This is a genomic window from Stenotrophomonas sp. Steno-Z10-HUANG (assembly GCF_056393075.1).
The window spans coordinates 142,756-168,046 of sequence record NZ_JBWJPA010000005.1; the positions used below are offsets into that span (position 1 = coordinate 142,756).

15 protein-coding genes are annotated in these 25,291 nt (G+C 69.1%); 7 read left to right on the forward strand and 8 right to left on the reverse strand.

The window, feature by feature from the left end:
* Positions 1-2: 2 nt before the first annotated feature.
* The 6 genes from AC06E6_RS08945 to AC06E6_RS08970 form a co-directional block, all read right to left on the reverse strand.
* Complete coding sequence (locus AC06E6_RS08945) at positions 3-1,043, reverse strand: S41 family peptidase (protein ID WP_478061020.1); 1,041 nt, start codon at positions 1,041-1,043, stop codon at positions 3-5.
* A gap of 154 nt (positions 1,044-1,197) precedes the next feature.
* Positions 1,198-2,286: an acyltransferase family protein gene (locus AC06E6_RS08950; RefSeq protein WP_240213450.1), complete on the reverse strand. Its 1,089-nt coding sequence runs from the start codon at positions 2,284-2,286 to the stop codon at positions 1,198-1,200.
* A gap of 569 nt (positions 2,287-2,855) precedes the next feature.
* Entirely contained in the window at positions 2,856-3,995 is a 1,140-nt protein-coding gene (nagA, locus tag AC06E6_RS08955; RefSeq protein ID WP_240213451.1) for an N-acetylglucosamine-6-phosphate deacetylase, read from the reverse strand.
* A 175-nt stretch (positions 3,996-4,170) separates the two neighbouring features.
* The gene (locus AC06E6_RS08960; RefSeq protein WP_161613209.1) at positions 4,171-5,196 is read right to left on the reverse strand and encodes an SIS domain-containing protein; all 1,026 of its coding nucleotides are present in this window, start codon (positions 5,194-5,196) and stop codon (positions 4,171-4,173) included.
* 4 nt (positions 5,197-5,200) lie between these two features.
* Complete coding sequence (locus AC06E6_RS08965; RefSeq protein WP_240213452.1) at positions 5,201-6,277, reverse strand: LacI family DNA-binding transcriptional regulator; 1,077 nt, start codon at positions 6,275-6,277, stop codon at positions 5,201-5,203.
* Positions 6,278-6,320: 43 nt separating this feature from the next.
* A complete protein-coding gene (locus tag AC06E6_RS08970; RefSeq protein WP_240213453.1) occupies positions 6,321-7,604 on the reverse strand; it encodes a sugar MFS transporter in 1,284 nt (427 codons plus the stop codon).
* Positions 7,605-7,975: 371 nt separating this feature from the next.
* On the opposite strand from AC06E6_RS08970, the gene AC06E6_RS08975 reads away from it, so the two are divergent.
* The 6 genes from AC06E6_RS08975 (at position 7,976) to AC06E6_RS09000 (ending at position 20,986) form a co-directional block, all read left to right on the forward strand.
* Complete coding sequence (locus tag AC06E6_RS08975) at positions 7,976-9,028, forward strand: glucokinase family protein (RefSeq protein ID WP_478061023.1); 1,053 nt, start codon at positions 7,976-7,978, stop codon at positions 9,026-9,028.
* Between the two features lie 60 nt (positions 9,029-9,088).
* Positions 9,089-11,791 (forward strand): TonB-dependent receptor, encoded by a 2,703-nt coding sequence (locus AC06E6_RS08980; protein ID WP_240213454.1) that lies wholly within the window; start codon positions 9,089-9,091, stop codon positions 11,789-11,791.
* Between the two features lie 109 nt (positions 11,792-11,900).
* Positions 11,901-14,201: a beta-N-acetylhexosaminidase gene (locus AC06E6_RS08985; RefSeq protein WP_240213455.1), complete on the forward strand. Its 2,301-nt coding sequence runs from the start codon at positions 11,901-11,903 to the stop codon at positions 14,199-14,201.
* Between the two features lie 312 nt (positions 14,202-14,513).
* Positions 14,514-15,560, forward strand: coding sequence for a glucokinase family protein (locus AC06E6_RS08990; RefSeq protein WP_478061026.1), 1,047 nt, complete (start codon positions 14,514-14,516; stop codon positions 15,558-15,560).
* Between the two features lie 115 nt (positions 15,561-15,675).
* Entirely contained in the window at positions 15,676-18,477 is a 2,802-nt protein-coding gene (locus AC06E6_RS08995) for a TonB-dependent receptor (RefSeq protein WP_104938046.1), read from the forward strand.
* Positions 18,478-18,643: 166 nt separating this feature from the next.
* Complete coding sequence (locus tag AC06E6_RS09000) at positions 18,644-20,986, forward strand: beta-N-acetylhexosaminidase (protein WP_478061028.1); 2,343 nt, start codon at positions 18,644-18,646, stop codon at positions 20,984-20,986.
* Positions 20,987-21,033: 47 nt separating this feature from the next.
* Here AC06E6_RS09000 and AC06E6_RS09005 read toward each other — a convergent pair whose 3' ends face one another.
* On the reverse strand, positions 21,034-22,266 hold the full coding sequence (locus tag AC06E6_RS09005; protein ID WP_240213293.1) for an exo-beta-N-acetylmuramidase NamZ family protein: 1,233 nt from the start codon (positions 22,264-22,266) through the stop codon (positions 21,034-21,036).
* Positions 22,267-22,365: 99 nt separating this feature from the next.
* Here AC06E6_RS09005 and AC06E6_RS09010 point away from each other — a divergent pair, with 99 nt between their 5' ends.
* Positions 22,366-24,663, forward strand: coding sequence for a beta-N-acetylhexosaminidase (locus AC06E6_RS09010; protein ID WP_478061030.1), 2,298 nt, complete (start codon positions 22,366-22,368; stop codon positions 24,661-24,663).
* 66 nt (positions 24,664-24,729) lie between these two features.
* Here the strand turns inward: AC06E6_RS09010 and AC06E6_RS09015 are convergent, their stop codons facing one another.
* Positions 24,730-25,095, reverse strand: a complete 366-nt coding sequence (locus AC06E6_RS09015; RefSeq protein WP_104940110.1) for a cupin domain-containing protein — start codon at positions 25,093-25,095, stop codon at positions 24,730-24,732.
* Positions 25,096-25,291 lie beyond the last annotated feature (196 nt).

The window sequence follows — 25,291 nt, forward strand, 5'->3', positions numbered from 1 at the left end:
AGTCAGGGGGCGGTTTTCCAGGATGGCGCGCCTGCCCCTGCACTTCCCGTGGGTTTTCCGCCACAGGCCGGCTGCGCCAGCAGCCATGCCTGCGCCAGGCGCAGCGCATCGGCCGGCAGCGCCGCCGGAACATCCGCAACGATGCGGCTGCCATCGCCCATGCCGTTGCGGTCCTTCATCACCGTGGTGGTGAGCAGCAGCGTGCTGCCGTCGACCAGTGTCACCGGAACGTTGCCAGTGGAGTAGCCCATCGTCGGCGTGCCGAAACTGCGGCTGCCGCGCCGTCCGCGCAGCGCCAGCACGATGGCCTCGCCGGAACTGGCGGTACGCCCGGACTGGAGCACGGCGAGCGGTGCCTCGGGATGGCGCAGGCGCCGGCTCCCATCGTCCGCCGCCAGCCGCAGGGCCTGGCCCACCCAGACCGCACCGTCGCGGTAGCGCCACGGCTGCAGCCCGCCTGCATCCTGGAAATGCCCGACCACGTCCGTGCCACCGACGCGGCCGGGCAGCAGCGGCCCCACCCCCAGCAGCATCGGCCACATGTTGCCGCCGGTGTTGTCGGCCAGGTCCACGATCCAGCCGCAACGGCTGCCATCGTCCAGGCGCCAGAGCGTGTCCCGCAGACGCTGCGCGTGCTGCTGCTCGGCTTCCCGCTGCTGCGCACGGGTGAGCCCCGGATCGGGCAGATAGGGCCCGATCGTGATCCGACCAAGCCGCGGGTCGATCCGCCCGGCCTCCGGCGCCGCAGACGCTTCCACAGCCGCGGGCAGCGCGGCCGCGGGCGCCGCCGCGCGGTACCTGTCGCGCAGCTCCGCGGCCGCCATCCACCCGCCATGACCGGCGGTCGCGCGGTGGATGGCGTCGGCCAGCAGCGCGCGTTGCCGTTCGGCATCGGTGGTCGCGGCAAGCTCGCGACGCAACGCCCTCCAGTCCACCAGGTTCCGATGCAGCGCCCGTTGCTCCAGCAGGCCCAGCATCTGCTCCCGCGCAGGCAACGAGGGCACCGGGGTGGCCGATAGCGCCCACGCCGGCAGCATCGCCATCCACAGCATCACCGCCAGCGCGCGTTTCCGCTTCCTGCACATCGTGGTTCCATCCCATGGCACGTCGCTACCGATGCAGGATAGAACAGCGCCGGGAACAGGCCCAGGTCAACGTCCCTTGCCCGGGGAATGGGCGCGGACCCGGCTTTGGGGGCTAGATCTTCAGGTAGATCCGGCGCCGGTCCAGCCACCACATCGGCAGCCACCAGGCCGCGACGAAGGCGATGGCCATCGCCAGCGAGGCGGCTTCGGCACCGGCCAGAGGGGTGATCCAGCGGTCGAACACGTGGCTGTACAGCCACCCCCAGCTGCCGGTGCCCAGCAATGCCAGCACCGTCACCCCGGAGCCGGCGTAGGCGGTGATCGCATTGACGCCGAAGCGCCGGCCCAGCGGCGGCCACTGCACGCGGTCGATGAGCACGTGCGCCAGCCACAGCGCAGCCAGTGCCCAACCGGACGTCCACAGCACGTAGGACGGCGTCCACAGGTTCTTGTTGAGCGGCTGCCAGCTGGACCACAGCGCCCCCAGCAGCAACAGCACCAGCGCGGCCGGGAGCAGCCGCGCCGCACGGCCCTGGCGCAGCAGCGCGCCGGCGCGAAGGCCGAGCAGGGTCGAGGCCAGGGCGCCGAGCGTCGACAGCAGCCCTTCCGGATCATGCCCCAGCCCGGTGGCGGCGTCGTAGCGGTAGGCCAGGTCGCCGAACACAACGGTGTCCACGCGACTGGGCAGGTTGTGCCACGGCTCGAGCGTGCTCCCCGCGGCCAGCAGCGCCGCGTAGCCGGACAGCAACAACAGCAGGCAGGCCCACTGCGTGGTCGCGCGCGACCAGATCGCCAGCGCGCCGACGGCGGCGAAACACACGCCGATACGCTGCAGCACCCCCAGCGGACGGTAATGCGCCAGGTCCAGCCACCACCACGCCAACAGGTGCAGCAGCAGGCCCAGGCCGACGATGCGTGCCGCCCGCACCAGCACGCTGCGGGTCAGCGCGGCGCGGTCGGCGCCCTGCTCGACCCGCGGCACCACGCCCAGCGCGATCGACACGCCGACGATCACCAGGAAGAACGGGAACACCAGGTCGGTGGGCGTGCAGCCGTTCCACTCCGCGTGTTCCAGCGGCGCGTACACGTGGCTCCAAGTGCCCGGGTTGTTGACCAGCAGCATGGCCGCGACGGTGATGCCGCGCAGCGCATCGACCGATGCAAAGCGGGTGGGTGTCTGGCTGGATGGGGAACTGCTCATGGAGGGTATCCCGTGCGGTCAGGTAGCGGAGGCCGGCAGACACCGCATCGAGAAGCGATTGACCAGCCCTTCGGTCTGTTGAAAAGAACTGCCACCTTTGCCGGAACCACAAGCAGAGGCCTGCTGTTGCTGTTGCTCGTGATTTGACTTGCCGGGTCCCCTTCCGCAGGGACGGCGCCGACGGACAAGCCCCCGCAAGCGGCGACGTGCTGGGATGCACGTCGTTCTTCGACGAGACAGGGATGTCTCGTCAAAAAAATCCCGGCGGCGGAGTGGACCCACGGCACGTCACTGCCGTGGGCGCGAAGGCAGGCGTGCTTGCTCTTGGCTACCTTCTCTTTGCACGAGCCAAAGATGAGTAACCCGCTCACGCGAAGCGGGAGCGAAAGCCGCTGCCGTTGCCCAGGGCCGATCAAAACGGGGCTTCGCACGATCGAACGCTGTGAGGCTCCGCCCGTACCCTCCCGCTCCGCGTCCCGGCCCACGCCAATGGCGTGGGCGCTCGAACGCACGCGCGCGCCAGCGGCGCGCAAACCGTGCCCTCCCGCCACGAAGGGAGAGCGGCTCCCTCACTCGCGCTGCCCGGCGATCCACGTCGCCTGCACCTGCAGCCTTTCATCCAGCAGCACGAAATCCGCCTGGTAACCCGCGGCGATATGGCCGAAGCGGTCGTCCAGGCGCAGGAACCGCGCCGGGTAGGTGGATGCCATGCGCGCGGCTTCGGCCAACGGCAGCCCCAGCAGCCTGACCGTGTTGCGCACCGCGGTAGCCATGTCCAGCGCCGAGCCGGCGAGCGAGCCGGCGGCGTTGCGCACCACGCCATCGACGGCGGTGATGACCTCGCCATACAGCGCGAACGACGGATCGTCGGCGCCGACCATCGGCATGGCATCGGTCACCAGCATCACCTTGCCGCGTGGCTTGGCCGCAAGCGCCACGCGCAGGCTGGCCGGGTGCACGTGCACGCCATCGACGATCACCCCGCACCAGCTGTGCGGGTCCTCCAGCGCGGCGCCGACCACGCCGGGTTCGCGCCCCTGCAGCGGCGTCATCGCGTTGTAGAGGTGGGTGAAGCCGCTGATGCCGGCCTCCAGGCCGGCGCGGGTTTCCTCGTAGCTGGCGGCGGTGTGGCCGGCGCAGACGATGGCGCCGTTGCCGACCATCGCGCGGATGGTCTCCACCGGCACCCGCTCGGGTGCCAGCGTGATCACGGTGACACCGTTGTCGAGCGCGGTCGCCATCGCCACCTCGTCCGGCCCCGGCACGCGGAACTTGCCGGCATCGTGGGTGCCCTTGCGCGCCGGTGCGATGTACGGGCCTTCCAGATGGATGCCGAGGATGCCGGGCACGCCTTCGGCGATGGCCTGGCGCACCGCGGCGATGGCCTGGGCCATCACCGCCGCGTCGTCGCTGATCAGGGTCGGCATCATGCCGGTGGTGCCGAAGCGGCGGTGCCCGCGCATCATCGTGCGCAGTGACGCCACGTCCGGGGCGTTGTTGAGCAGCGCGCCACCGCCGCCGTTGACCTGCACGTCGATGAAGCCCGGCAGCAGCCAGCCGCCGCCCAGATCGTGCCGCGGCACGCCTGCCGGCAGCGAGGCCTCCGGCAGTACCGCCGCCACCTTGCCGTCCTGCACCAGTACCGCGTGGCCGGAGTGGAAGTCGTCGTTGCCCAGGATGCGGGCGTGGGTCAATGCGTAACTGGTCATCTTCTTGGTTCCGGATGCCCTCCCGCAGCCCTGCGCCGGGAGGATGAACAACGGCAGCGTCCCTGCCCGTTCGATGGCGGCGGCGGCAGGTCGCGCGCGCCTGCGCGGTGAGCCGGCGGCGGCCTGTGCCGCCCCCTGCGACGCCCGGCCCGCCGCGCAGGCCGGGGACCGGCGCTCAGACGGTTTCGGTCACCTTGTTCAGGTGCGGCGGCAGGTCCGGATTATGGCCCCGGCGCAGCGCCAGCGCGTTGATCGCGCGGTAGAAGCTCTGCACCGTCAGCAGCGGCGCGCACAGCGGGTGTGGCGCGGCCGCCACCGGCAGGTCGCCGCCCTCGCCCGCCAGCCACACGCGTGCGCCACGCGCGGCGAACTCGTCGGCCAGGGCGCGGGTACCGGCGCCGGTCTCGTCCGGCTGGGCGAAGGCCAGCACCGGGAAATCGCGGCCGACCAGCGCCATCGGTCCGTGCTTGACCTCCGCCGAGCTGTAGCCTTCGGCATGCAGGCCGCAGGTTTCCTTGAACTTGAGCGCCGCCTCCTGCGCCGCGGCCAGGCCGGGGCCGCGGCCGACCACGAACAGGTTGTGGGCATCGACCAGGCCTTCGGTGAGCGCGCTCCAGTCGCACTGCCAGGCCTGGGTCAGGGCCGCGGGCAGGGCGTCGAGCGCGGCGATCAGGGTCGGGTCATCGCGCCAGTAGGCGCACAACTGCAGGATCGCGGCCAGCGAGGCCAGGTAACTCTTGGTCGCGGCCACGCTGCGCTCGGCACCGGCACCGAGCGGGATCACCGTATCGGCCAGCTGCGCCAGCGGCGAATCCTCGACGTTGACCAGCGCCACCACGCGCGCGCCGGCGGCCTTGGCCGCCTCGGCGTTGCGCAGCAGGTCCGGGCTCTTGCCGGACTGCGAGATCACCAGGTACAGCGCGCCCTGCAGCTGCTGCCGGGCCTCGTAGACCGACCCCACCGACGGCGAGGCCGAGGCAGTCACCAGCCCCAGCCGGGTCTCGAACAGGTACTTGGCGTAGGTGGCGGCATGATCGGAACTGCCGCGCGCGCAGGTGACCACGAACGGCGGCGGGTTCTGGCGCAGGTCCGCGGCCAGCGCGCGCATGCGCTCGTGGTTGCGGGCGAACTGGGCGGCGATCACCGAGGCGCTGGACGCGGCCTCGTTGAACATCAGGGTTTCGGTCTCGCTGGGCAACATGGTTCTACTCGGAAAGATCGGGGGAAGGGGAAGGCGGCCGCAACGGCTGCTGGCGCAGCGGCGCGGTGGAGCCGCGCACCACCAGCTGCGGCACGAAGCCCTGGTTCTGCAGCTGCACCGGGTTGTCCTCGTAGGCGTCGGTGCGCAGCTGGCTGATCAGCAGCCGCGCGGCATGCCGGGCGATGTCGCCGGTGGCCTGCTTGGCGGTGGTCAGCGCCGGCCACGACTGGCGCGAGAACGGGCTGTCCTCGAAACCGGCGATGGACAGGTCGTAGGGCACGTTGAGCCCGGCCGAGTTGGCCGCCGCCAGTACCCCGGCGGCGATCTCGTCGTTGGAGCCGAAGATCGCGGTGGGCGGCTCGCGCAGCGCCAGCAGCCGGCGCGCGCCGCGGAAGCCATCGTCGAAGGTGTAGTCGCCCGGGATCACCAGGTGCTTGTCCAGCGGGATGCCGTAGTCCTTGAGCGCGGCCTCGTAGCCGGCATAGCGCTCGCCGCTGGAGCGGTGCTCCGGCCCGCCCCACAGGAAGCCGATGCGCTGGTGCCCGAGCTGGATCAGGTGCTCGGTGATCTCGTAGGCGGCATCGCGGTCGTCGACGAACACGCAGGCGCCGTCGGCCGGGTCCTCGGTGGCGGCGATGATCCGCACCGTCTTGATCCCGCGCGCGTTGAGCGCGGCCACCAGCTCCGGGCGCTCGGACATCGGCGCGGTCAGCACCAGCCCGGCCAGGCGCGAGCGCTGCACCCAGTCGGCCAGTTCCTCGGCCAGCATCGGCGAGGTCGAGTCGCATGGATGGATCTGCAGGCCGAAGCCGGTCTCGCGGCAGGCCGACAGCACGCCGTTCTGCACGCCGATGATGTGGTACGGGTTCGGGTTGTCGTAGACCAGCCCGATCACGAACGTGGTGTTGCTGCGCAGGTTGCGCGCCGACGGATCCGGCTCGTAATCCAGCTCGGCGACCGCGCGCAGCACCCGCGCGCGGGTGGCCTGCATCACCGACGGTTCGTTGTTGATGACCCGCGACACGGTCTTGAGCGACACCTTTGCCCGCTCGGCGACGTCCTTGATGGTGGGCCTGCGCATGACGGTTTCCTGGCTGGACTGACTGGCCGCCATGATGCTCGATTCAGCCGCCATGCGCGCGGCCCGCACGCTGCCCGCGGACAGCGAAATAGAGGATGTACAGGTAGCACGGCACCATCAGCGCGGCGAACACCAGCTGGAAGTCGAAATGCTGCTTGAGCACCGCGAACGCCTGCGGAATGATCGCGCCGCCGGCGATGCCCATCACCAGCAGCGCCGAGCCGGTCTGGGTGAAGCGGCCCAGGCCGCGGATCGCCAGCGGGAAGATCGCCGGCCACATCATCGCGTTGGCGAAGCCCAGCGCGGCCACGAAGCCTACCGAGACGTAGCCTTGGGTGACGTAGGCGCCCACGCTGAACAGCACGCCGAGCGCCGCCGAGACCGCCAGCCAGCGCTCCTGCGAGATGAAGCGCGGGATCAGCACCAGGCCGACCAGATAGCCGACCAGCATCGCCGTCAGCGTATACGAGGTGAACAGCTTGGTCTGGTCCAGCGGCAGGTCGAAGCCATGGCCGTAGGTGCCGATGGCGTCGCCGGCCATCACCTCGGCGCCGACGTAGACGAACAGGCACAGCACGCCCAGCCACAGGTGCGGGAACTGGAAGATGCTGTGCTTTTCCGCGGCGCCGTCGGCGGCCACGGCGTTGGCCTCGGCCGCGCGCACTTCCGGCAGCGGCGAGAACAGCACGCCCACCGCCACCAGCAGCAGCACCCCGGCGATCACCATGTACGGGGTATGGATCTTGGCGGCGAAATCGCTGAGCAGCTGCGCCTTGGTGGCCGCGTCCGCGACCTGCACCTGGGCGTCGAGATCACCGATGCCGTGCAGCACCAGCGAACCGATCACGATCGGCGCCAGGATGCCCGCGACCTTGTTGCAGATGCCCATCAGCGCGATGCGCTGGGCCGCGCCCTCGATCGGGCCGAGGATCGAGATGTAGGGGTTCACCGCGGTCTGCAGCAGCGCCATGCCGCCGCCGATCACGAACAGGCCGCCCAGCGCACCGGCGAACCAGCGCTGCGTCGCGAACTGGCCGAACAGCATGGCCCCCACCGCCATCACCGCCAGGCTCAGCGCCAGGCCCTTCTTCATGCCGGTGCGGTTGAGGATCAGCGACGCCGGCAGCGCCAGGAAGAAGTAGGACAGGTAGAACACCATCAACACCAGGAACGCCGACACCTCGCTGACCTCGAAGGCCAGCTTGACGAAGGTGATCAGCGGCCCGTTGATCCAGGTACAGAATCCAAGGATGAAGAACAGGCCGCCGACGATGGCGATCGACGACGCCATGCCGGTGCGCGGCGTGGAAGCGGGAACAGCGGACATTGGTCAAGGCTCCTGCAGCTGCGAGAGGGACGGCTCACGCCGACCGGTGGTAACTGGGAACAACGTTGTCACATTTATGGTTGGGTGCCGACGCGTTTGTCAACAACGCGTGTACGCGTGACCCGCCTGCCGCCCACGCTGGCAGCGTGCCGCACGGCATGCAGCCAGTGCTCGCACGCTTGAAAACGCAGGGTTTGCCGGCCACCTGCTTTCGAATGCAACCGAACCGCAGCCGTCGCCGCCGCGCAGAACGGCGCTGCGGCGCAGCATCGAAAGTTTCAACTATTCGTTGACATCGTTGTCAGAACGATTACAGACTCGGCTCCCGATGGCGCCTGACGGGCGCTCCCCCAACGCCATAGGGAAACCGAGTGACCGCTGCCGCCCCCACACTGCAGACCTTTCCGCTCGACAGCGCGTCTCTACCTTTCATGGCCGCCGACGTCGGCGGCACCCATGTCCGCGTCGGCCTGATCCGCGCCGGCGGCAGCGATGGCGGGACCATCGAGATCCTGTCCTACCGCAAGTACCGCTGCGGCGACCATCCGAGCCTGAGCGCGATCCTGTCCGACTTCGCCAGCCACCACCGGCAGGTGGCGCACTGCGTCATCGCCAGCGCCGGCTACGCGCTGGCCGACGGCAACGTGATCTCGGCCAACCTGCCGTGGCCGCTGTCGGCCAGCCGCATCCGCGACGACCTCGGCTTCGAGGCCGTGCACCTGGTCAACGATTTCGAGGCCGTCGCCCACGCCGCCGCCCACATCGACGGCAGCCAGGTGCTGCAGCTCACCGGCCCGGCGCAGGCGCCGCGCGGCCCCACCCTCGTCGTCGGCCCCGGCACCGGCCTGGGCGCCGCGCTCTGGATCCCCGTCGGCGAGCGCTCGGTCGTGCTTGCCACCGAAGCCGGGCAGGCCGCGCTGGCCGCCGGCACCGAACTGGAAATGGCCGTGCTGCAGCACATGCTGCGCAACCGCAGCCATGTCTCCATCGAGCACGGCGCGCTGTCCGGGCCCGGACTGCTCAACCTCTACAACGCCCTGTGCGCGGTGCGCGGCACCGCGCCCGTGCACGCCACCCCCGACGCGGTCAGCGCCGCCGCCTGCGATGGCAGCGACCCGCTCGCGATCCAGACCCTGGAGCTGTTCTGCGGAATCCTCGGCTCCACCATCGGCGACATGGCCCTGCTCTACGGCGTGCAGGGTGGCATCTACCTGGCCGGCGGCATCCTGCCCAAGCTCGGCCCGTTCCTCATCGGCAGCACCTTCGTCGAGCGGTTCCTCAACAAGGGACCCATGGCCAAGGCGCTGCAGCGCATCCCCGTGAAACTGGTCGAGCACGGGCAACTGGGCGTCATCGGCGCAGCCAGTTGGTATCTGGAAAAGTTGGCCACGCAAGCCTCGCAGCATAAGCAACAGATGCAATAGCAAGACCAGACGTAAAGCGGCACGCCCGTGCCTTTCATTCCGATGTTGAGGAGAGACAACATGCACCGCAAGACCCTGCTTTCGGCAGCCATCGCCGGCTGCCTTGCCTTCAGCGCCCACGCGCAGGAAGCGCAGCCCAAGGCGACCGACCTGGACACCGTCACCGTCACCGGCATCCGCGGCTCGATGGAAAAGTCGCTGGACACCAAGCGCGAAGCCAATGCCCGCGTCGAAGTGGTGACCGCCGAGGACATCGGCAAGCTGCCGGCGCACAACGTCGCCGACACCCTGCAGCGCCTGCCCGGCGTGAACATCAGCTCGTCCAGCGCCGACGAAGGCGGCTTCGACGAAGCCGACCGCGTGAGCCTGCGCGGCACCAGCCCGAGCCTGACCCAGACCCTGATCAACGGCCACAGCGTCGGCTCGGCCGACTGGTTCGTACTCAGCCAGGGCAACAACGTCGGCCGCAGCGTCAGCTACACCCTGCTGCCGTCGGAACTGGTGCGTTCTGTGGAGGTGAACAAGTCCTCGCAGGCCAAGCTGCAGGACGGCGGCACCACCGGCACGGTCAACATCATCACCCGCAAGCCGCTGGAGTTCGCCAAGCAGATCACCGCCGAGGCCTCGATCGGCGCGGTGCGCTCGGACCAGGCCAAGTCCAACGATCCGCAGCTGTCCGGCCTGTTCAACTACAAAAATGACGACAACACCTTCGGCGTGATGGTGCAGGCGTTCAGCCAGAAGCGCGAACTGCGCCGCGAAGCCCAGGAAGTGCCCGGCGGCTTCTTCCAGATCGGCGCCTCCGACCCGGTGGCCGCGACCAACCCGGACCTGGTCGGGGTGTGGGCGCCCGGCCTGCTCGGCTCGACCCTGTTCGAACAGACCCGCGAGCGCAAGGGCGGGCTGGTCGCACTGCAGTTCAAGCCGTCCGACTCCCTCATCCTGGGTGTCGAGGGCTTCAGCTCGAAGATGGACGCCAACAACTACAACCGCAACTTCATGTTGTGGGGCAACCACTTTGCCGGCGCGCAGGCACCCAACCCCGGCTACGTGGTCAAGGATGGCGTGCTGACCGATGCCACGTACACCGGCCAGGCGGGTACCGACTACGCGGTGTACGACATGATCTACCGCGAAGCCACCGCCAAGAGCAGCTACGTCACCCTGGATGCCGACTGGCAGATCAACGACAACCTGAGCGCCAAGTTCCAGGCCGGCTCGACCAAGGGCACCGGCTCCACCCCACGCCAGTTCATCGCCGAAGTGACCCTGGCCAATGGCGGCGGCGCCAGCTGGAGCACCCACGGCAACGGCGCGCCGATCGACTGGAACGTCGGCGGCGACCTCACCCCGAGCGGTGTGACCAGCTTCGGCACCTGGGGCAACCAGCAGGTCACCGCCGAGGACAAGGAGAAGTGGTTCACCGCCGACTTCAGCCAGTACTTCAACGACGGCACGCTGAGCTCGCTCGACTTCGGCGCCCGCTACGCCGACCACAAGCGCGAGGCTATGTCGCCGGAAGGCGCGAGCCCGGGCGACATCTGGAGTGCGCTCAAGAATGGCGCCACCGCACCGTACCCGGATGGCTTCGCCAGCAGCATCGGCGGCACCTTCCCGCGCAACCTGTGGTATTTCACCCCCGGCGCGCTGAAGGACGCGGTGGTCAACAACTCCACCTGGCTGTCCAACGACGACGGCCCCAACGGCCGCCACAACTATGGCGCCGAGTGGAAGGTCCAGGAGAAGAACTTCTCCGCCTATGTGCAGGCCAACTTCGTCGGTGACCGCTGGAGCGGCAACGTCGGCCTGCGCTACGTCAATATCGACCAGGACATCATGTCCTACCAGTCGGTCAGCGACGTCGCCAATGCGGATGTCACCAGCCTGTTCGCCCAGGGCCCCGGCCCCGGCTGCGGCTGGGCCTGCCCGGTGTGGGGCGGCTGGAAGATCATCAACACCAACAACAAGCACAGCCGCATCCTGCCGAGCGCGAACCTGAAGTTCGACATGGCCGACAACCTGGTGTTCCGCTTTGCCGCATCCCAGACCCAGACCCTGCCGGACTTTTCCGCGCTCGGCGCCTCGTCCTGGGGCTCTGACCTGAACAAGACCGGTGGCGGCGGCAATCCGAACCTGAAGCCGATCGTATCGACCAACTTCGACGCCAACCTCGAGTGGTACTTCATGCCGCGCGGCCTGCTGTCGATCGGCGCCTACTCGATGAACCTGAAGGACTACGTGGCCTTCGGCACCGAGACGCAGATGCTGTTCAGCGAGCTGACCCACAAGCTCGAGCCGTACAACGTCTCGGTTCCGGTCAACTCCAACGGCAAGGTCACCGGCGTCGAACTGGTCTACGAGCAACCGATCGGCGAAAACTTCGGCGTCACCAGCAACTACACCTACGCCGATGGCAGCACCTCGCACACCTGGGCCGACGGCAGCAACAACCTGACCGGCACTTCGAAGAACACCTACAACGTGGGTGCCTACTTCGAAAACGACACCTTCGGTGCACGCGTGGGCTACACCTACCGTTCGAAGTTCCTGATCGGCCTGTCCGGCGCCAATCCGTACTACCAGGACAGCTTCGGCACCCTGTCGGTGGCACTGAGCTACAAGTTCAACGACCACCTGAGCTTCAGCCTGGATGCGCTGAACCTCAACGACCCGACCTACAAGTACTACCAGAGCGCCAGCATTCCGACCGCGTTCTACAGCAACGGGCGCCAGTACTACCTCAATGCCCGCGTGAAGTTCTGATCCATCCCGGCACGCCGCACCGCCGGGCAGCATGACGCGCCGGGCCTGGATCATTCCGGGCCCGGCGTTTTTTTGAGTACCCTCCAGAAAACACAGGAGCTCCGCCCCGATGACGAAGTCCCTCCGTGCGCGTCGTCGCGCAACCCTGCTCGGCAGTTGCCTGCTGCTCGGCCTCACCGCCGTGCAGGTCCACGCCGCCGGCGCACCGTCGTTGATCCCGCTGCCCGCCCGTTACCAGGCCGACGGCGGCAAGGACTTCGTACTGAAGGATGCCGCCCGGGTCGGTGGCAATGACGAGGCCTCGCGCCGCGTCGCCGCCCAGTTCGTCGAGCTGCTCAGGCAGAACGGCGGCCCCACGCTGGCGGTGGCCGAGAACGCCAGCAAGGCACAGATCCGCTTCCGCCTGGACCCATCGGCGACCAACCCGGCCGAGGCCTACACGCTGAAGGTCTCCAACACCGGCATCGACGTCAGTGCCAGCGATGACCGCGGCCTGTTCTACGGGGCCGTCACCGCCGCGCAGCTGCTGACCGACCAGACCCCCGGCGAGGTCGCCGCCGCCACCATCACCGATGCGCCGCGCTTCGTCTGGCGCGGGCTGATGCTGGATTCGGCCCGCCATTTCCAGAGCATGGACGAGATCAGGAAGCTGCTCGATGCCATGGCCCAGCACAAGCTCAACACCTTCCACTGGCACCTCACCGACGACCAGGGCTGGCGCATGGAGATCAAGCGCTACCCGAAGCTCACCGAGGTGGGCAGCTGCCGGGTGCCGCTGGGCGATGCCGGCCGCGACCCGGCCACCGGCGAGCCGCGCCGCTACTGTGGTTACTACACGCAGGCGCAGATCCGCGAGATCGTGGCGTACGCGGCGGAGCGCCACATCCAGGTGATCCCGGAGATCGACGTCCCCGGCCACGCCACCGCGGCCATCGCCGCCTACCCCGAGCTGGGCGTGACCGGCCAGAAGCTGGCCATCGACAACCAGTGGGGGGTGTTCCCCAACCTGTTCAACACCGAAGAAAGCACCCTGCAGTTCCTGGAGAACGTGCTGCTGGAAGTGATCGACATGTTCCCGGCCAGGTACGTGCACGTTGGCGGCGACGAGGCGGTCAAGGACCAGTGGATCGCTTCCCCCCGCGTGCAGGCGCACATGCGCCGGCTCGGCCTGAAGGACGAGATGGAAATGCAGAGCCACATGATCAAGCGCCTGGAGAAGTTCCTGGAGCAGCACGACCGCCGCCTGATCGGCTGGGACGAAATCCTCGAGGGCGGCCTGCCGCCCGAAGCCACGGTGATGTCCTGGCGTGGCACCGAAGGCGGCCTGAAGGCGGCCAGCGAAGGCCACGACGTGATCATGTCGCCGGTCACCCACATGTACATGGACTACCTGCAGACGTCCTCGCCAGACGAGCCGCCGGGCCGGCCGACGACCATCGAGCTGCGCAAGGCCTACGGGTTCGAGCCGGTGCCCGCGGAACTGGCCGCCGACAAGCGCCAGCACATCCTCGGCCTGCAGGCCAACATGTTCACCGAGCACACGCGCAACGACCGCAATCTGGAGCACAACCTGTTCCCGCGCCTGGCCGCGGTGGCCGAAACCGGCTGGAGTCCAGCGGACAAGCGCGATTTCGATGGGTTCCTGCAGCGCCTGCCGCGCCAGCTGCAGCGCTACCGCGCGATGGGCATCCACTACGCGCAGACGCCGTTCCAGGTGGACATGCACGACAAGGGCGACCGCAGCGCCGGCACCGCCACGGTCACGCTCGACAATCCGCTCGGCTACGCGGTGCATTACACGCTCGACGGCAGCGCGGTGAGCGCCGCGTCGCCGCGCTACGTACAGCCGCTGCAGGTCAGGCTGCCGGCCGAGGTGCGCGCCGCGGCGTTCTTCGACGGCAAGCCGCTCGCCGCGGCCAGCCGCTTCGCGGTCACCGCCGATTCGCTGCTCACCCGCGACGACACCCGGCTCGGCCTCTGCCCCGGCGACGGCAAGCTGCTGTTGCGCCTGGAGGACGACGGCCCCGCCGACGGCGAGCGCGCGGTGTTCAACGTCAACATCTTCAGCCCGTGCTGGCTGTGGCAGGACGCGGACCTGGCGGGCGTGAGCGCGGTGAAGGTCCGCGCCGGGCGCATCCCGTACAACTTCCAGCTCGCCCACGACGAACCCAGCCGCCGCTTCGCACCCGCCCGCACCGCGCATGGCGAGCTGGAGATCCTGGCCGACTGCAAGGGCACGCCGCTGGTGTCGGTGCCGCTGCCGGCGGCGCCGGGCGCCGACGGGTTCGTGGAGCTGCGCGCGCCACTGCACGCGGCGCCGCCGCGCGCCGACCTGTGCATCCGTTTCACCGGCGACACCCGGCCGGCGCTGTGGACGCTGGACTGGATACAACTGGAAACCACGCACTGAGCACGCCCCCGGGGCCACCGGAAACGGTGGCCCTTTTCTTCATGGGGACGGACCACGTAGGCCGCTGCGGTGCCGGCCCCCGGGCGCGGGCAGCGAGCCAGGTCCGGGCGATGCGAAAAAATTTCACGAATACAACCGACTGGTCCTACGCACCCTCCAAATTTGAAGCATCGTTTCGAATGAAATAATTTTTGCCATTGCAATCATTGGGTTATTTGAAATTCTGACGGCATTGTTGATCTGAAAATTTTTTGCAGAACAGCTTGACATCGTTGTCAGGCAACGCCGAAACTCCGGATGCCGCAGCTCCCCATGGAACTGCAGACACTCCGGGGGAACCGCGTGGTCGCCAGCTTCAGTCCAACCCAGCACCAGCCCATCGCCGCGCCGGCCGTGCCGCTGATCGCCGCCGATGTCGGCGGCACCCATGTGCGGGTGGGGCTGGTCCGTGCCACGCCGGGCCAGGCCGTCGACGTGATCGCCTACCGCCGCTACCGCTGCGCCGACCACGCCGGGCTGGGCCAGATCCTGGCCGACTTCCACGCCCACGCCCCCGGCGCGCGCGAATGCGTCATCGCCAGCGCCGGCTACGCGCTGGCCGACGGCAGCGTGATCTCGGCCAACCTGCCGTGGCCGCTGTCGGCCAGCCGCATCCGCGACGACCTCGGCTTCGAGGCCGTGCACCTGGTCAACGATTTCGAGGCAGTCGCCCACGCCGCCGCCCACATCGACGGCAGCCAGGTGCTGCAGCTCACCGGCCCGGCGCAGGCGCCGCGCGGCCCCACCCTCGTCGTCGGCCCCGGCACCGGCCTGGGCGCCGCGCTCTGGATTCCCGTCGGCGAGCGCTCGGTCGTGCTCGCCACCGAAGCCGGGCAGGCCGCGCTGGCCGCCGGCACCGAACTGGAAATGGCCGTGCTGCAGCACATGCTGCGCAACCGCAGCCATGTCTCCATCGAGCACGGCGCGCTGTCCGGGCCCGGCCTGCTCAACCTCTACAACGCCCTGTGCGCGGTGCGCGGCACCGCGCCCGTGCACGCCACCCCCGACGCGGTCAGCGCCGCCGCCTGCGATGGCAGCGACCCGCTCGCGGTCCAGACCCTGGAGCTGTTCTGCGGAATCCTCGGCTCCACCATCGGCGACATGGCCCTGCTCTACGGCGTGCAGGGCGGCATCTACCTGGCCGGCGGCATCCTGCCCAAGCTCGGCCCGTTCCTCATCGGCAGCACCTTCGTCGAGCGGTTCCTCAACAAGGGACCCATGGCCAAGGCGCTGCAGCGCATCCCCGTGAAACTGGTCGAGCACGGGCAACTGGGCGTCATCGGCGCAGCCAGTTGGTACCTGCAGCACCGCAGCACCTGAGCACGCTCCCACCCACGCAGCCACGACACCGCCGCACGGGCACGCGCCCGCGCACCGGCACCCCCCAGCAACCGCGGTTCAACCCACAATCACGCCAATGATGAGGAGAGACATCATGAGGTACCGCAAGTCCGTACTGTCCGCCGCCATCGTCACCTGCCTGAGCTTTTCCGCGCACGCGCAGGAGGCCGGCAAGAAGGAGGCCACCGACCTCGACCGCGTCGTCGTCACCGGCATCCGCGCCAGCCTGCAGCAGTCGCTGGAGACCAAGCGCAATGCCGACGCCATCGTCGACGTCATCACCGCCGAGGACGTGGGCAAGTTCCCGGCCACCAACGTGGCCGAGGCGATGACCATCATCCCCGGCGTGACCATCGACCGCGCCTACGGCCAGGGCGAGAAGGTCTCGATCCTCGGCACCGATCCGGCGTTGAACCGCACCCTGCTCAACGGCCAGTCCATCGCCTCCGGCGACTGGAACATGTCCGACTTCCCGACCCGCACCTTCAACTACTCGCTGCTGGCGCCCGAGCTGGTCGGCAAGGTGGAAGTGTTCAAGTCGCCGGAAGCGCGCATCGATGAAGGCTCGATCGGCGGCACCGTGATCGTCTCCACCCGCAAGCCGCTGGACATGCCGGAGAAGGTCAGCCTGTCCGGCCGCGTCAGCTACGGCCGCAACGACCGCGTCGAGAAGACCGATCCCAACGCCTCGGCCGCGTTCGCGTGGAAGAACGACGCCGGCAGCTTCGGCGTGATCGTCTCGGCCCAGGCCTCCAACGAGAGCATCCGCCGCGACGGCATCGAGTCCTACGGCATCGTGCGGGCCAAGGACTACATCGCCGGCGTCGGCGGTGCCCCGGGCTCGGTGACCAACCTGCCGCCGGACTGGTCCAAGCCGCCGGTCAACGGCGTGCAGCCGACGCTGCCGGCCACCTGTACCGGCACCTGCGCCGAAACCCTGTACGCCAACCCGAACGCGGTCGGCCCCAACTCCACCAGCGCGCACTTCTTCGAGCAGCAGCGCGAGCGCAAGACCTACTCGCTGGCGCTGCAGTTCAAGCCGGTGGAGCAGATGAACATCGAGCTGAACGCGCTGAAGATCGACGCCAACTTCGACCACATGGCGCAGTCGATGTTCACCCACCAGGGCAACACCTGGAACAGCCTGAAGACGCTGAGCGACATCACCGTCAAGGACGGGCTGATCACCAGTGCCAGCCACAAGAACGGGCTGGTGGTGTTCGACCTGCAGAACCGCCGCGCCAACGTCGAGTCGTCGACCTACGACGTCAAGCTCGACTGGAACGACGAGCGCTGGTTCGCGTCCACCCATATCGGCCGCACCAAGGCCGACGGCGGCCCGAAGCAGGTGTTCGGCGAGTTCCTGGCGCGCACCGACTACACCTGGTCCATCGCCGACGCCCCGGGCAATCCCGGCAGCGTCACGTTCACCGGCAGCAATCCGTTCCTGAACCCGGACCAGTTCCAGATGGACGGCGGCTGGGGCGGCGACCCGTCCAAGCCCGGCTGGAACACCGGCTGGGGCGGCAACCTGGTCGAGAAGCCGACCGTCGACAAGGAAACCTACGGCCAGGTCGACTTCGGCATCAAGCTCGACTCGCCGGTCTACCTGGTCCGCTTCGGCTACAAGCAGCGCAAGCACGAGACCAGCCAGGTCCAGCAGGGCATCGGCCTGGCCGCAGTAGCCACCTATGGCGACGCCAAGGCCTCGCAGTTCGATCCGCGCGAGCTGCCCGGCAACTACCTCAACGGGTTCAGCGGCTACGGTGACCTGGGCAAGCGCTTCACCATCGATGGCTGGAAGCTGGCCGAGTACATCAGCAGCGGCAAGTGGCTGGCACCGTGGCAGACCATGCCGGTCGTCTCGCCGTTCAGCGCCGAGGAGTTCGCGCGCAACAACTGGTCGATCAACGAGGACATCGGCGCGGCGTACGTGCAGGCCGATTTCAGCTTCGACAAGCTGCGCGGCAACGTCGGCGTGCGCTACGTGCGCACCGACCTGGAGTCGGGCAGCTACGAATGCAACACCGGCCTGGCCGGCTGTACCAAGCCGGAATGGTCGGCCGAGAAGCTGGCGGCGTCGTACGACCCGGTGGTGAAGAAGAACAAGTACAACAACGTGCTGCCGAACCTGAACCTGGTGTACGACGCCACCGAGTCGCTGGTACTGCGTGCGTCCGTGGCCAAGACCATCGCCCGCCCGAACTACACGGACATCTCCTCCTACCTGTGGCTGTCCGACACCGCGCTGACCGGCGGCGGCGGCAACCCGAACCTCAAGCCGTACCAGTCCACCAACGTGGATTTCTCGGCCGAGTGGTACTTCTCGGAGAACGCCATCGTCGCCGGCTCGATCTTCTACCGCGACGTGGCCGACTACATCCTCACCGAGTCCACCCCGGAGACGCACTGGAACCAGAACCAGAACAAGAACGACACCTACCTGGTGGACCGTCCGCGCAATGCCGGCGACGCGAAGATCAAGGGTTATTCGCTGGCCTGGCAGCAGAACTTCGGGCTTGGCTTCGGCATCGTCGCCAACTACACCTACTCCGACGGCGAAGCCACCGGCGGCCGCCCGCTGCCGTTCAACTCGAAGAACCAGTTCAACATCAGCCCGTTCTTCGAGAACGACACCTGGACCGCGCGCGTCACCTACGGCTGGCGTGACAAGTACTTCACCAACGTCAGCGCCGGCCGCCAGCTGTGGACCATGGACTATGCCTCGCTGGATGCGTCCATCGCCTTCCGGATCAACGAAAACCTGTCCGTCGGCCTGGAAGGCATGAACCTGCTGGACGAGCAGTACCACTCCTACTCGGGCGTGGAACAGCTCACCCGCGGTGCCTACCTGAGCGGCCGCCGTTACATGGCCTCGCTGCGCTTCGCCTTCTAAGGGCGGAGCTGCAGGAATACCGATTGCGTTCTTTCTCCTCCAACGGGCCTGGAGCTTTTCCAGGCCCGCTTTTTTTACAGTGGCGGCCGGCGGCCCGCGTCGCAGGCCCCACCGCCCGGACACCGGCGCGGGCCGCCACGCCGCCATCCAGTTCCAGGGAGTCACGATGATCCGAAACCGAACCGCCGCCACACTGATGGCGGCCGCCCTGCTCGCCGCGGCCGCCATTGCCACAGGCTGCACGCCCAGCGCGTCCCCCGCGCCCGCACTGGCCGTGGCCGCCGCCGACGTGCAGGGCGCACCGGTGATTCCATTGCCGGCCGTGGTGCAGCCGGCCGAGGGCCGCTTCGTCGTCGATGCGACCACCGCGGTCCGCGCACCGGGCGATGCCGCCGGCCGCGTCGCCACGCAATTCACCGAACTGCTGGCCAGGACCACGCCACTGCGGCTGGCCGACGGCCAGGGCCCGGGCATCGAGTTCCGCATCGTGCCCGCAGCCGCCGGCACCTCGCCGGAGGCCTACACGCTGCACATCGGCGACGAAGGCATCAGCGTCCAGGCCGGCGACGAACACGGGCTGTTCAATGGCGCGATGACGCTGTGGCAACTGCTCGCCGGGCCGCAGTCCAGCGCGGTGGCGCTGCCGGCGATGCGGATCGAGGACACCCCGCGTTTCGCCTGGCGCGGGCTGATGCTCGATTCGGCGCGGCATTTCTGGAGCGTGGAGCAGATCAAGGCGGTGCTCGACGCGATGGCCACGCACAAGCTCAACACCTTCCACTGGCACCTCACCGACGACCAGGGCTGGCGCATCGAGATCAAGCGCTATCCGCGCCTCACCGAAGTCGGCGGCTGCCGCGTGCCGCCGGGCGAGGCCGGGCGCAGGGCCGACGGCTCCCCCAACCGCTACTGCGGCCACTACACGCAGGCGCAGATCCGCGACGTGGTGGCCTATGCCGCCGCCCGCCACATCACCATCGTCCCGGAAATCGACGTGCCCGGCCACGCCCAGGCGGCGGTGGCGGCCTATCCCGAGCATGGCGTGGTCGATGGCCCCACCGAACCGTCGCACAACTGGGGCGTGAATCCCTACCTGTTCAATCCGCGCGAGGAAACGCTGCAGTTCCTGGAAGGCATCCTGGCCGAGGTGATCGAGCTGTTCCCGGGCCCGTACGTGCACATCGGCGGCGACGAGGCGGTGAAGTACCAGTGGCAGGCATCGCCCGCGGTGCAGGCGCACATGCGCCGGCTCGGGCTGAAGGACGAGGAAGCGCTGCAGTCGCACATGCTCAAGCGGCTGGAAGCGTTCCTGGAGGCGCGCGACCGCAAGCTGATCGGCTGGGACGAGATCATCGAAGGCGGGCTGCCGCCGCAGGCCACGGTGATGTCCTGGCGTGGCATCGAAGGCGGCATCGAGGCCGCCACCCATGGCCACGACGTGGTGATGTCGCCCGGCCACACCCTGTACCTGGACTTCCTGCAGACCAACCTGCCGGACGAGCCGCCGGGCCGGCCGAAGTTCACCTCGATGCAGAAGATCTACGCGTTCGACCCGGTGCCGGCGCAGTTGCCGGCCGCGCAGCGCCGGCACGTGATCGGGGTGCAGGCCAACATGTGGACCGAACACACCCGCACCTGGGAGCGGCTGCAGCACAACCTGTTCCCGCGCATGGCGGCGCTGGCGGAAATCGCGTGGACGCCGCTGGAGCGCAAGGACTACGACGGCTTCCTCGCACGCCTGCCGGTACAGCTGCACCGCTACCGCGCGCTGGGCATCGCCTACGGGCAGACCGCACTGTCGGTGGCGATGCAGCGCCAGGACGACCGCGCCGGCAACCGGGTGCGGGTCGAGCTGTCCAATCCGCTGGGTTATGGCGACATCCGCTACACCACCGATGGCAGCGTGCCGACCTCGCGGTCGCCTGCCTACACCGCGCCGCTGGACGTTCCGGTGCCCACCGAACTGCAGGCCGCGGCGTTCTTCGACGGCAAGCCGCTGGCCGACCGCGCGAGCCAATGGACGCTGGACGCCGCCGCGCTGCTGACCCGCACCGACAAGACCCTGGCGCAGTGCCCGCAGGGCGGCCGCCTGCTGCTGCGGCTGGAGGATGACACCCCCGCCGAAGGCCCGCGCGCGAGCTTCGACGTGACCATCTTCAACCCGTGCTGGTTGTGGGAAGACGCGCAACTGCAGGACGTGGCGTCCATCCAGGTGCGCGCCGGCCGCATCCCCTACAACTTCGGCCTGCTGCGCGAGGAAGAAGCCAAGCGCGGCTTCCGCAAGGCGGTGGCGGCGCATGGCGAGTTCGAGGTGCGCGATGGCTGCGAGGGCCCGGTGCTGGCGTCCCAGCCGTTGCCGCAGGCCACGGACGCCGATGGCTTCATCACCCTGGAGGCGCCGCTGCGGGTCCCGGCCAGCGGTCGCGCCGACCTGTGCATGACCTTCAGCGGCGACACCCGGCCGCAGATGTGGGTGTTGCAGCAGGCGACCCTGCGCACGCGCGACTGAGCCCGCATGGCCGCCGGCGGACAGCCGGCGGCCGCGGGCGGGTCGGCTCACGGATACAGCAGATAGCGCGTGCGCAGCGCCTCGAAACGCTGCAGCGCCGGCTGCCAGCGCGCCTGCATCGCATCGAGCGTGTCGCCGCGCCCGATCGCCTCGCGCAGCCAGGCATTGCCAGCCAGCTTGTCGAAGAAGCCGGGCGTCGCGCCCGGCGCATCGGACTGGAAGCGGAACGCGTCCGGATACAGGTCGTGCAGGGTCTTGACCACCGCCAGCCCGGTGCGGAACGGCAGGAACGCCTCGCGGTCGGTGACGTGGATCTGCACCCCGCCGCAGGCCTTGCCGGCGTGCTTGGAGAAACTCGGGGTGAACGCGGTCGGGCGGAAACGCACGCCCGGCAGGTCGAGCGCGTTGAGCGCATCGGCCAGTTGCCGCGCATCGACGAACGGCGCGCCGAGGGTCTCGAACGGGCGCGTGGTGCCGCGTCCCTCGGACACGTTGGTGCCTTCCAGCAGCGCCGTGCCCAGGTAGACCAGCGCGGTGTCGCGCGTGGGCATGTTCGGCGACGGCGGCACCCACGGCATCGCCCCGCCCGGCTCGGCATCGCCGCGCCGCCAGCCGCGCATCGGCACCACGGTGAGATCGGCGCCGATGCCGAACGCGGCGTTGAACAGCCGCGCCAGCTCGCCGATGGTCATGCCGTGGCGCACCGGGATCGGGAACATGCCGACGAACGAGGCCTGCGCCGGCTCCAGCACCGGGCCTTCCACCTGCAGCCCGCCCACCGGATTGGGCCGGTCCAGCACCCATACCGGGATGCCATCGCGCCGCGCCGCGCGCAGCACGTTGGCCAGGGTGTACGGGTAGGTGTAGAAACGCGCGCCGACATCCTGGATATCGAACAACAGCAGGTCGATGCCGCGCAGCATCTCCGGCGTCGGTTCGCGGTGCTCGCCATAGAGGCTGTGCACCGGCAATCCGGTGGCCGCGTCGCGCGACGAATCCACGTGCCCACCGGCCTGCACGTCGCCGCGCACGCCATGTTCGGGGCCGAACAGCGCGACCAGCTCGACGTCGTCGCGCGCGGCCAGCAGGTCGATGTCGCTGCGCAGCGCGCGGTCGACGCCGGTCATGTTGGTGACCAAGCCGATGCGCTTGCCGTGCAACCCGGCGGCGCGTTCGCGCAGCAACACCTCGATGCCGGGTTCGGGCCCGTTGCCGGGCGCCGTGGCCGCCTGCACGGGCGTCGCCGCCAGCAACAGTACGCACAGGAAAAGGTTTCTCATGTATCCATGCATGCGTGCGTCGGCAACGGTATCGGCGATGCGCAACGATAGCCGATCATCGGATAATCCGGCCTGGCCTTGGTCCAACCGGAACCCCTGATGCGTCGATCCGCGTGGCTGTCCCTCTGCCTGCTGGCGCTGTGCCAGCCGGCCCGCGCCGGCGGCGACGCCATCGTCCCCTCGCTCATCCCACAACCGGCCTCGATGCGGGTCGATGCCGGTGCCGCGGCCTTCGCCGTGGACGCCAGCACCGTCGTGCAGGCCGAGGGCGACGCCGCGATGCGGGTTGCGGGCCAGCTCAACGCGTTCCTCGCAAAGGCCGGGCTCACGCCGTTATCCATCGCCGCGCGCGGCCAAGGTGCACGCGGCATCCGCCTGGCTGTCGACCCGGCCAGCAGCATCCCGGCGGAAGGCTATGCGCTCAGCGTCGGCGACGACGGCATCACGATCCGCGCCAGCAGCGAGGCGGGCCTGTTCCATGGCGCGGTGACCCTGTGGCAGCTGCTCACCCAGAGCGAGGCCGCGCGCGTGACCCTTCCGGCGATGCGCATCGAGGACGCGCCGCGCTTCCCGTGGCGCGGCTACATGCTCGATTCGGCCCGGCATTTCCAGACGCCGGCGCAGGTGAAGCAGCTGCTCGACACCATGGCCCTGCACAAGCTCAACGTGTTCCATTGGCACCTGACCGACGACCAGGGCTGGCGCATCGAGATCAAGCGCCATCCGCGATTGACGCAGGTCGGCGGATGCCGCATCCCCGCCGGCGACGCCGGCATCGATCCGGCCAGCGGCAAACCCGCGCCATACTGCGGCTGGTACTCGCAGGACGAGATCCGCGACATCGTCGCCCACGCCACCGCGCTGCACATCAGCGTGGTGCCGGAGATCGACATGCCCGGCCATGCCACCGCGGCCATCGCCGCCTACCCGGCGCTGGGCACCGAGGGCCGGCAGATCCCGGTCTCGGCGCACCGCGGCATCCACGCCAACCTGTTCAACGTGAACGACGCCACGTTCGACTTCCTCGACGGCGTGTTCGCCGAGGTGGCGCAGCTGTTCCCCGGCCGCTACATCCACGTCGGCGGCGACGAGGCCATCAAGGCGCAATGGCGGGCATCGCCGCGCGTGCAGGCACGCATGCGCGCGCTCGGGCTGGCCGACGAGGATGCGCTGCAGAGCTGGTTCATTCACCGCCTGGAAGCGCTCGTGCACGCGCACGGCAAGCGTCTGATCGGCTGGGACGAAATCCTCGATGGCGGCCTGGCGCCGGATGCCACGGTGATGTCCTGGCGCGGCATCGACGGTGGCGTGGCCGCGGCGCGGCAGGGCCACGACGTGGTGATGTCGCCCAACGCCGATCTGTACCTGGACTACCTGCAGACCGACTCGCCGGACGAGCCCGGCGGCCGGCCCAGCCCCCGGCTGATTCCGATGGAAAGGTTCTACCGCTTCGAGCCGGTGCCCGAGGCGCTGGACGCCCCCCAGCGCCGCCACATCCTCGGCCTGCAGGCGAACATGTGGACCACCGACGACGTGCGTTTCGCCGCCGTCGAACACAACACCTTCCCGCGCCTGCTGGCGGTGGCCGAAACCGGCTGGACGCCGAAAGCCGGCAAGGACTACGCCAGCTTCCTGCAGCGCCTGCCGGCCTGGACCCGGCGTTACGCCGCGCTGGGCGTCGGCTACGCAAGTACGCCGTTCCGCGTGCTGCTGGCCGACGCGCCCGCCGGCCACGACAAGGCGACGCTGCAACTGTCCAATCCGCTCGGCTACCCGGTGCGCTACACGCTCGACGGCAGCGAGCCCACGCTGCGCTCGCCGCTGTACACCGGCCCCATCGAGGCCGCGCTGCCGGTGCAGCTGCGCAGCGCCGCCTTCGCCAGCGGCGCCGCGCTGCAGCCGGCGGACCGCTTCGAGGTGACCGCCGCCAGCCTGCGCAGCCGCGGCAACGCCCAGCTGCAGCCGTGCAGCGCCGAAGGCCCGGTGCTGCGCATGCAGGACGACACCGTGCAGGCCGACGGCCGGCGCGCCCTGTTCAACGTCGCCTTCATGCAGCCGTGCTGGCGCTGGGAGCAGGCGCCCATGACCGGCGCGCAGCACATCGAAGTACGCGCCGGCCGCCTGCCCTACGTCATCGACCAGAGCGAGGAAGAGAACGCCCGCCGCCGCTACCTGCCGGCGCGCAGCGCGCATGGCGAACTCGACATCCGCGCCGGCTCCTGCGATGGCGACCTCATCGCCACCGCGCCCCTGCCCGCACGCCCCGACGCCGACGGCTTCATCACCCTGCGCGCGCCGCTGCTGCGCCGCGCCGACAGGACCGAAGCGCTGTGCATCCGCTTCAGCGGCGACTTCCGTCCGGACATGTGGGTGCTGGACCGGGTGACGCTGCGCTAGCGGCGCGCACGGGCGCGGGCGGGCCGCGGCAGGGGCCGTCCGGCTGCGCCGGCAGCTGCGCGCGGCCTACACCCAGACGTCGTTCGCTGCGGTGTAGGCGCCGCCGGCGTCGCCGGTGTTGATCACCCCGCGCGGCTCCACCAGCATGATGCTGCACTCGCTGGACGCCACCGGGCGGTGCTCCACGCCCCTGGGCACCACGTACATTTCGCCAGCGGCCAGTGCGACCGTCCTGTCCCTGAACTCGAGCACCATCTCGCCGGCCAGCACGATGAACACCTCATCGGTGTCCGCATGCGAATGCCAGACGAACTCACCCAGCACCTTGGCGAGCTTGAACTGGTAGTCGTTCATTTCCGCGATGACCCGGGGCGACCAATGCTCCGAGAACCGGGCCAGCTTTTCCTGCAGGTTGATGGCGGTGTCCGGCATGTGCATTGCGCTGTTGTCCAAAGATGAAAGGCCGCCGGCAGGGGGATCTGGCGGGAGAGACCGGCGGTGGCGCGGGATGGCCACCGTGCCCTGCATTGCCGTTGTGGGTCAGCGCCTGCAACCGGGTGCCCCGGCGTGCCGACGCGGCGTGCAGGCCATCGCCCGGATGGCACGGTAGCACCCGCACCGGACCCTC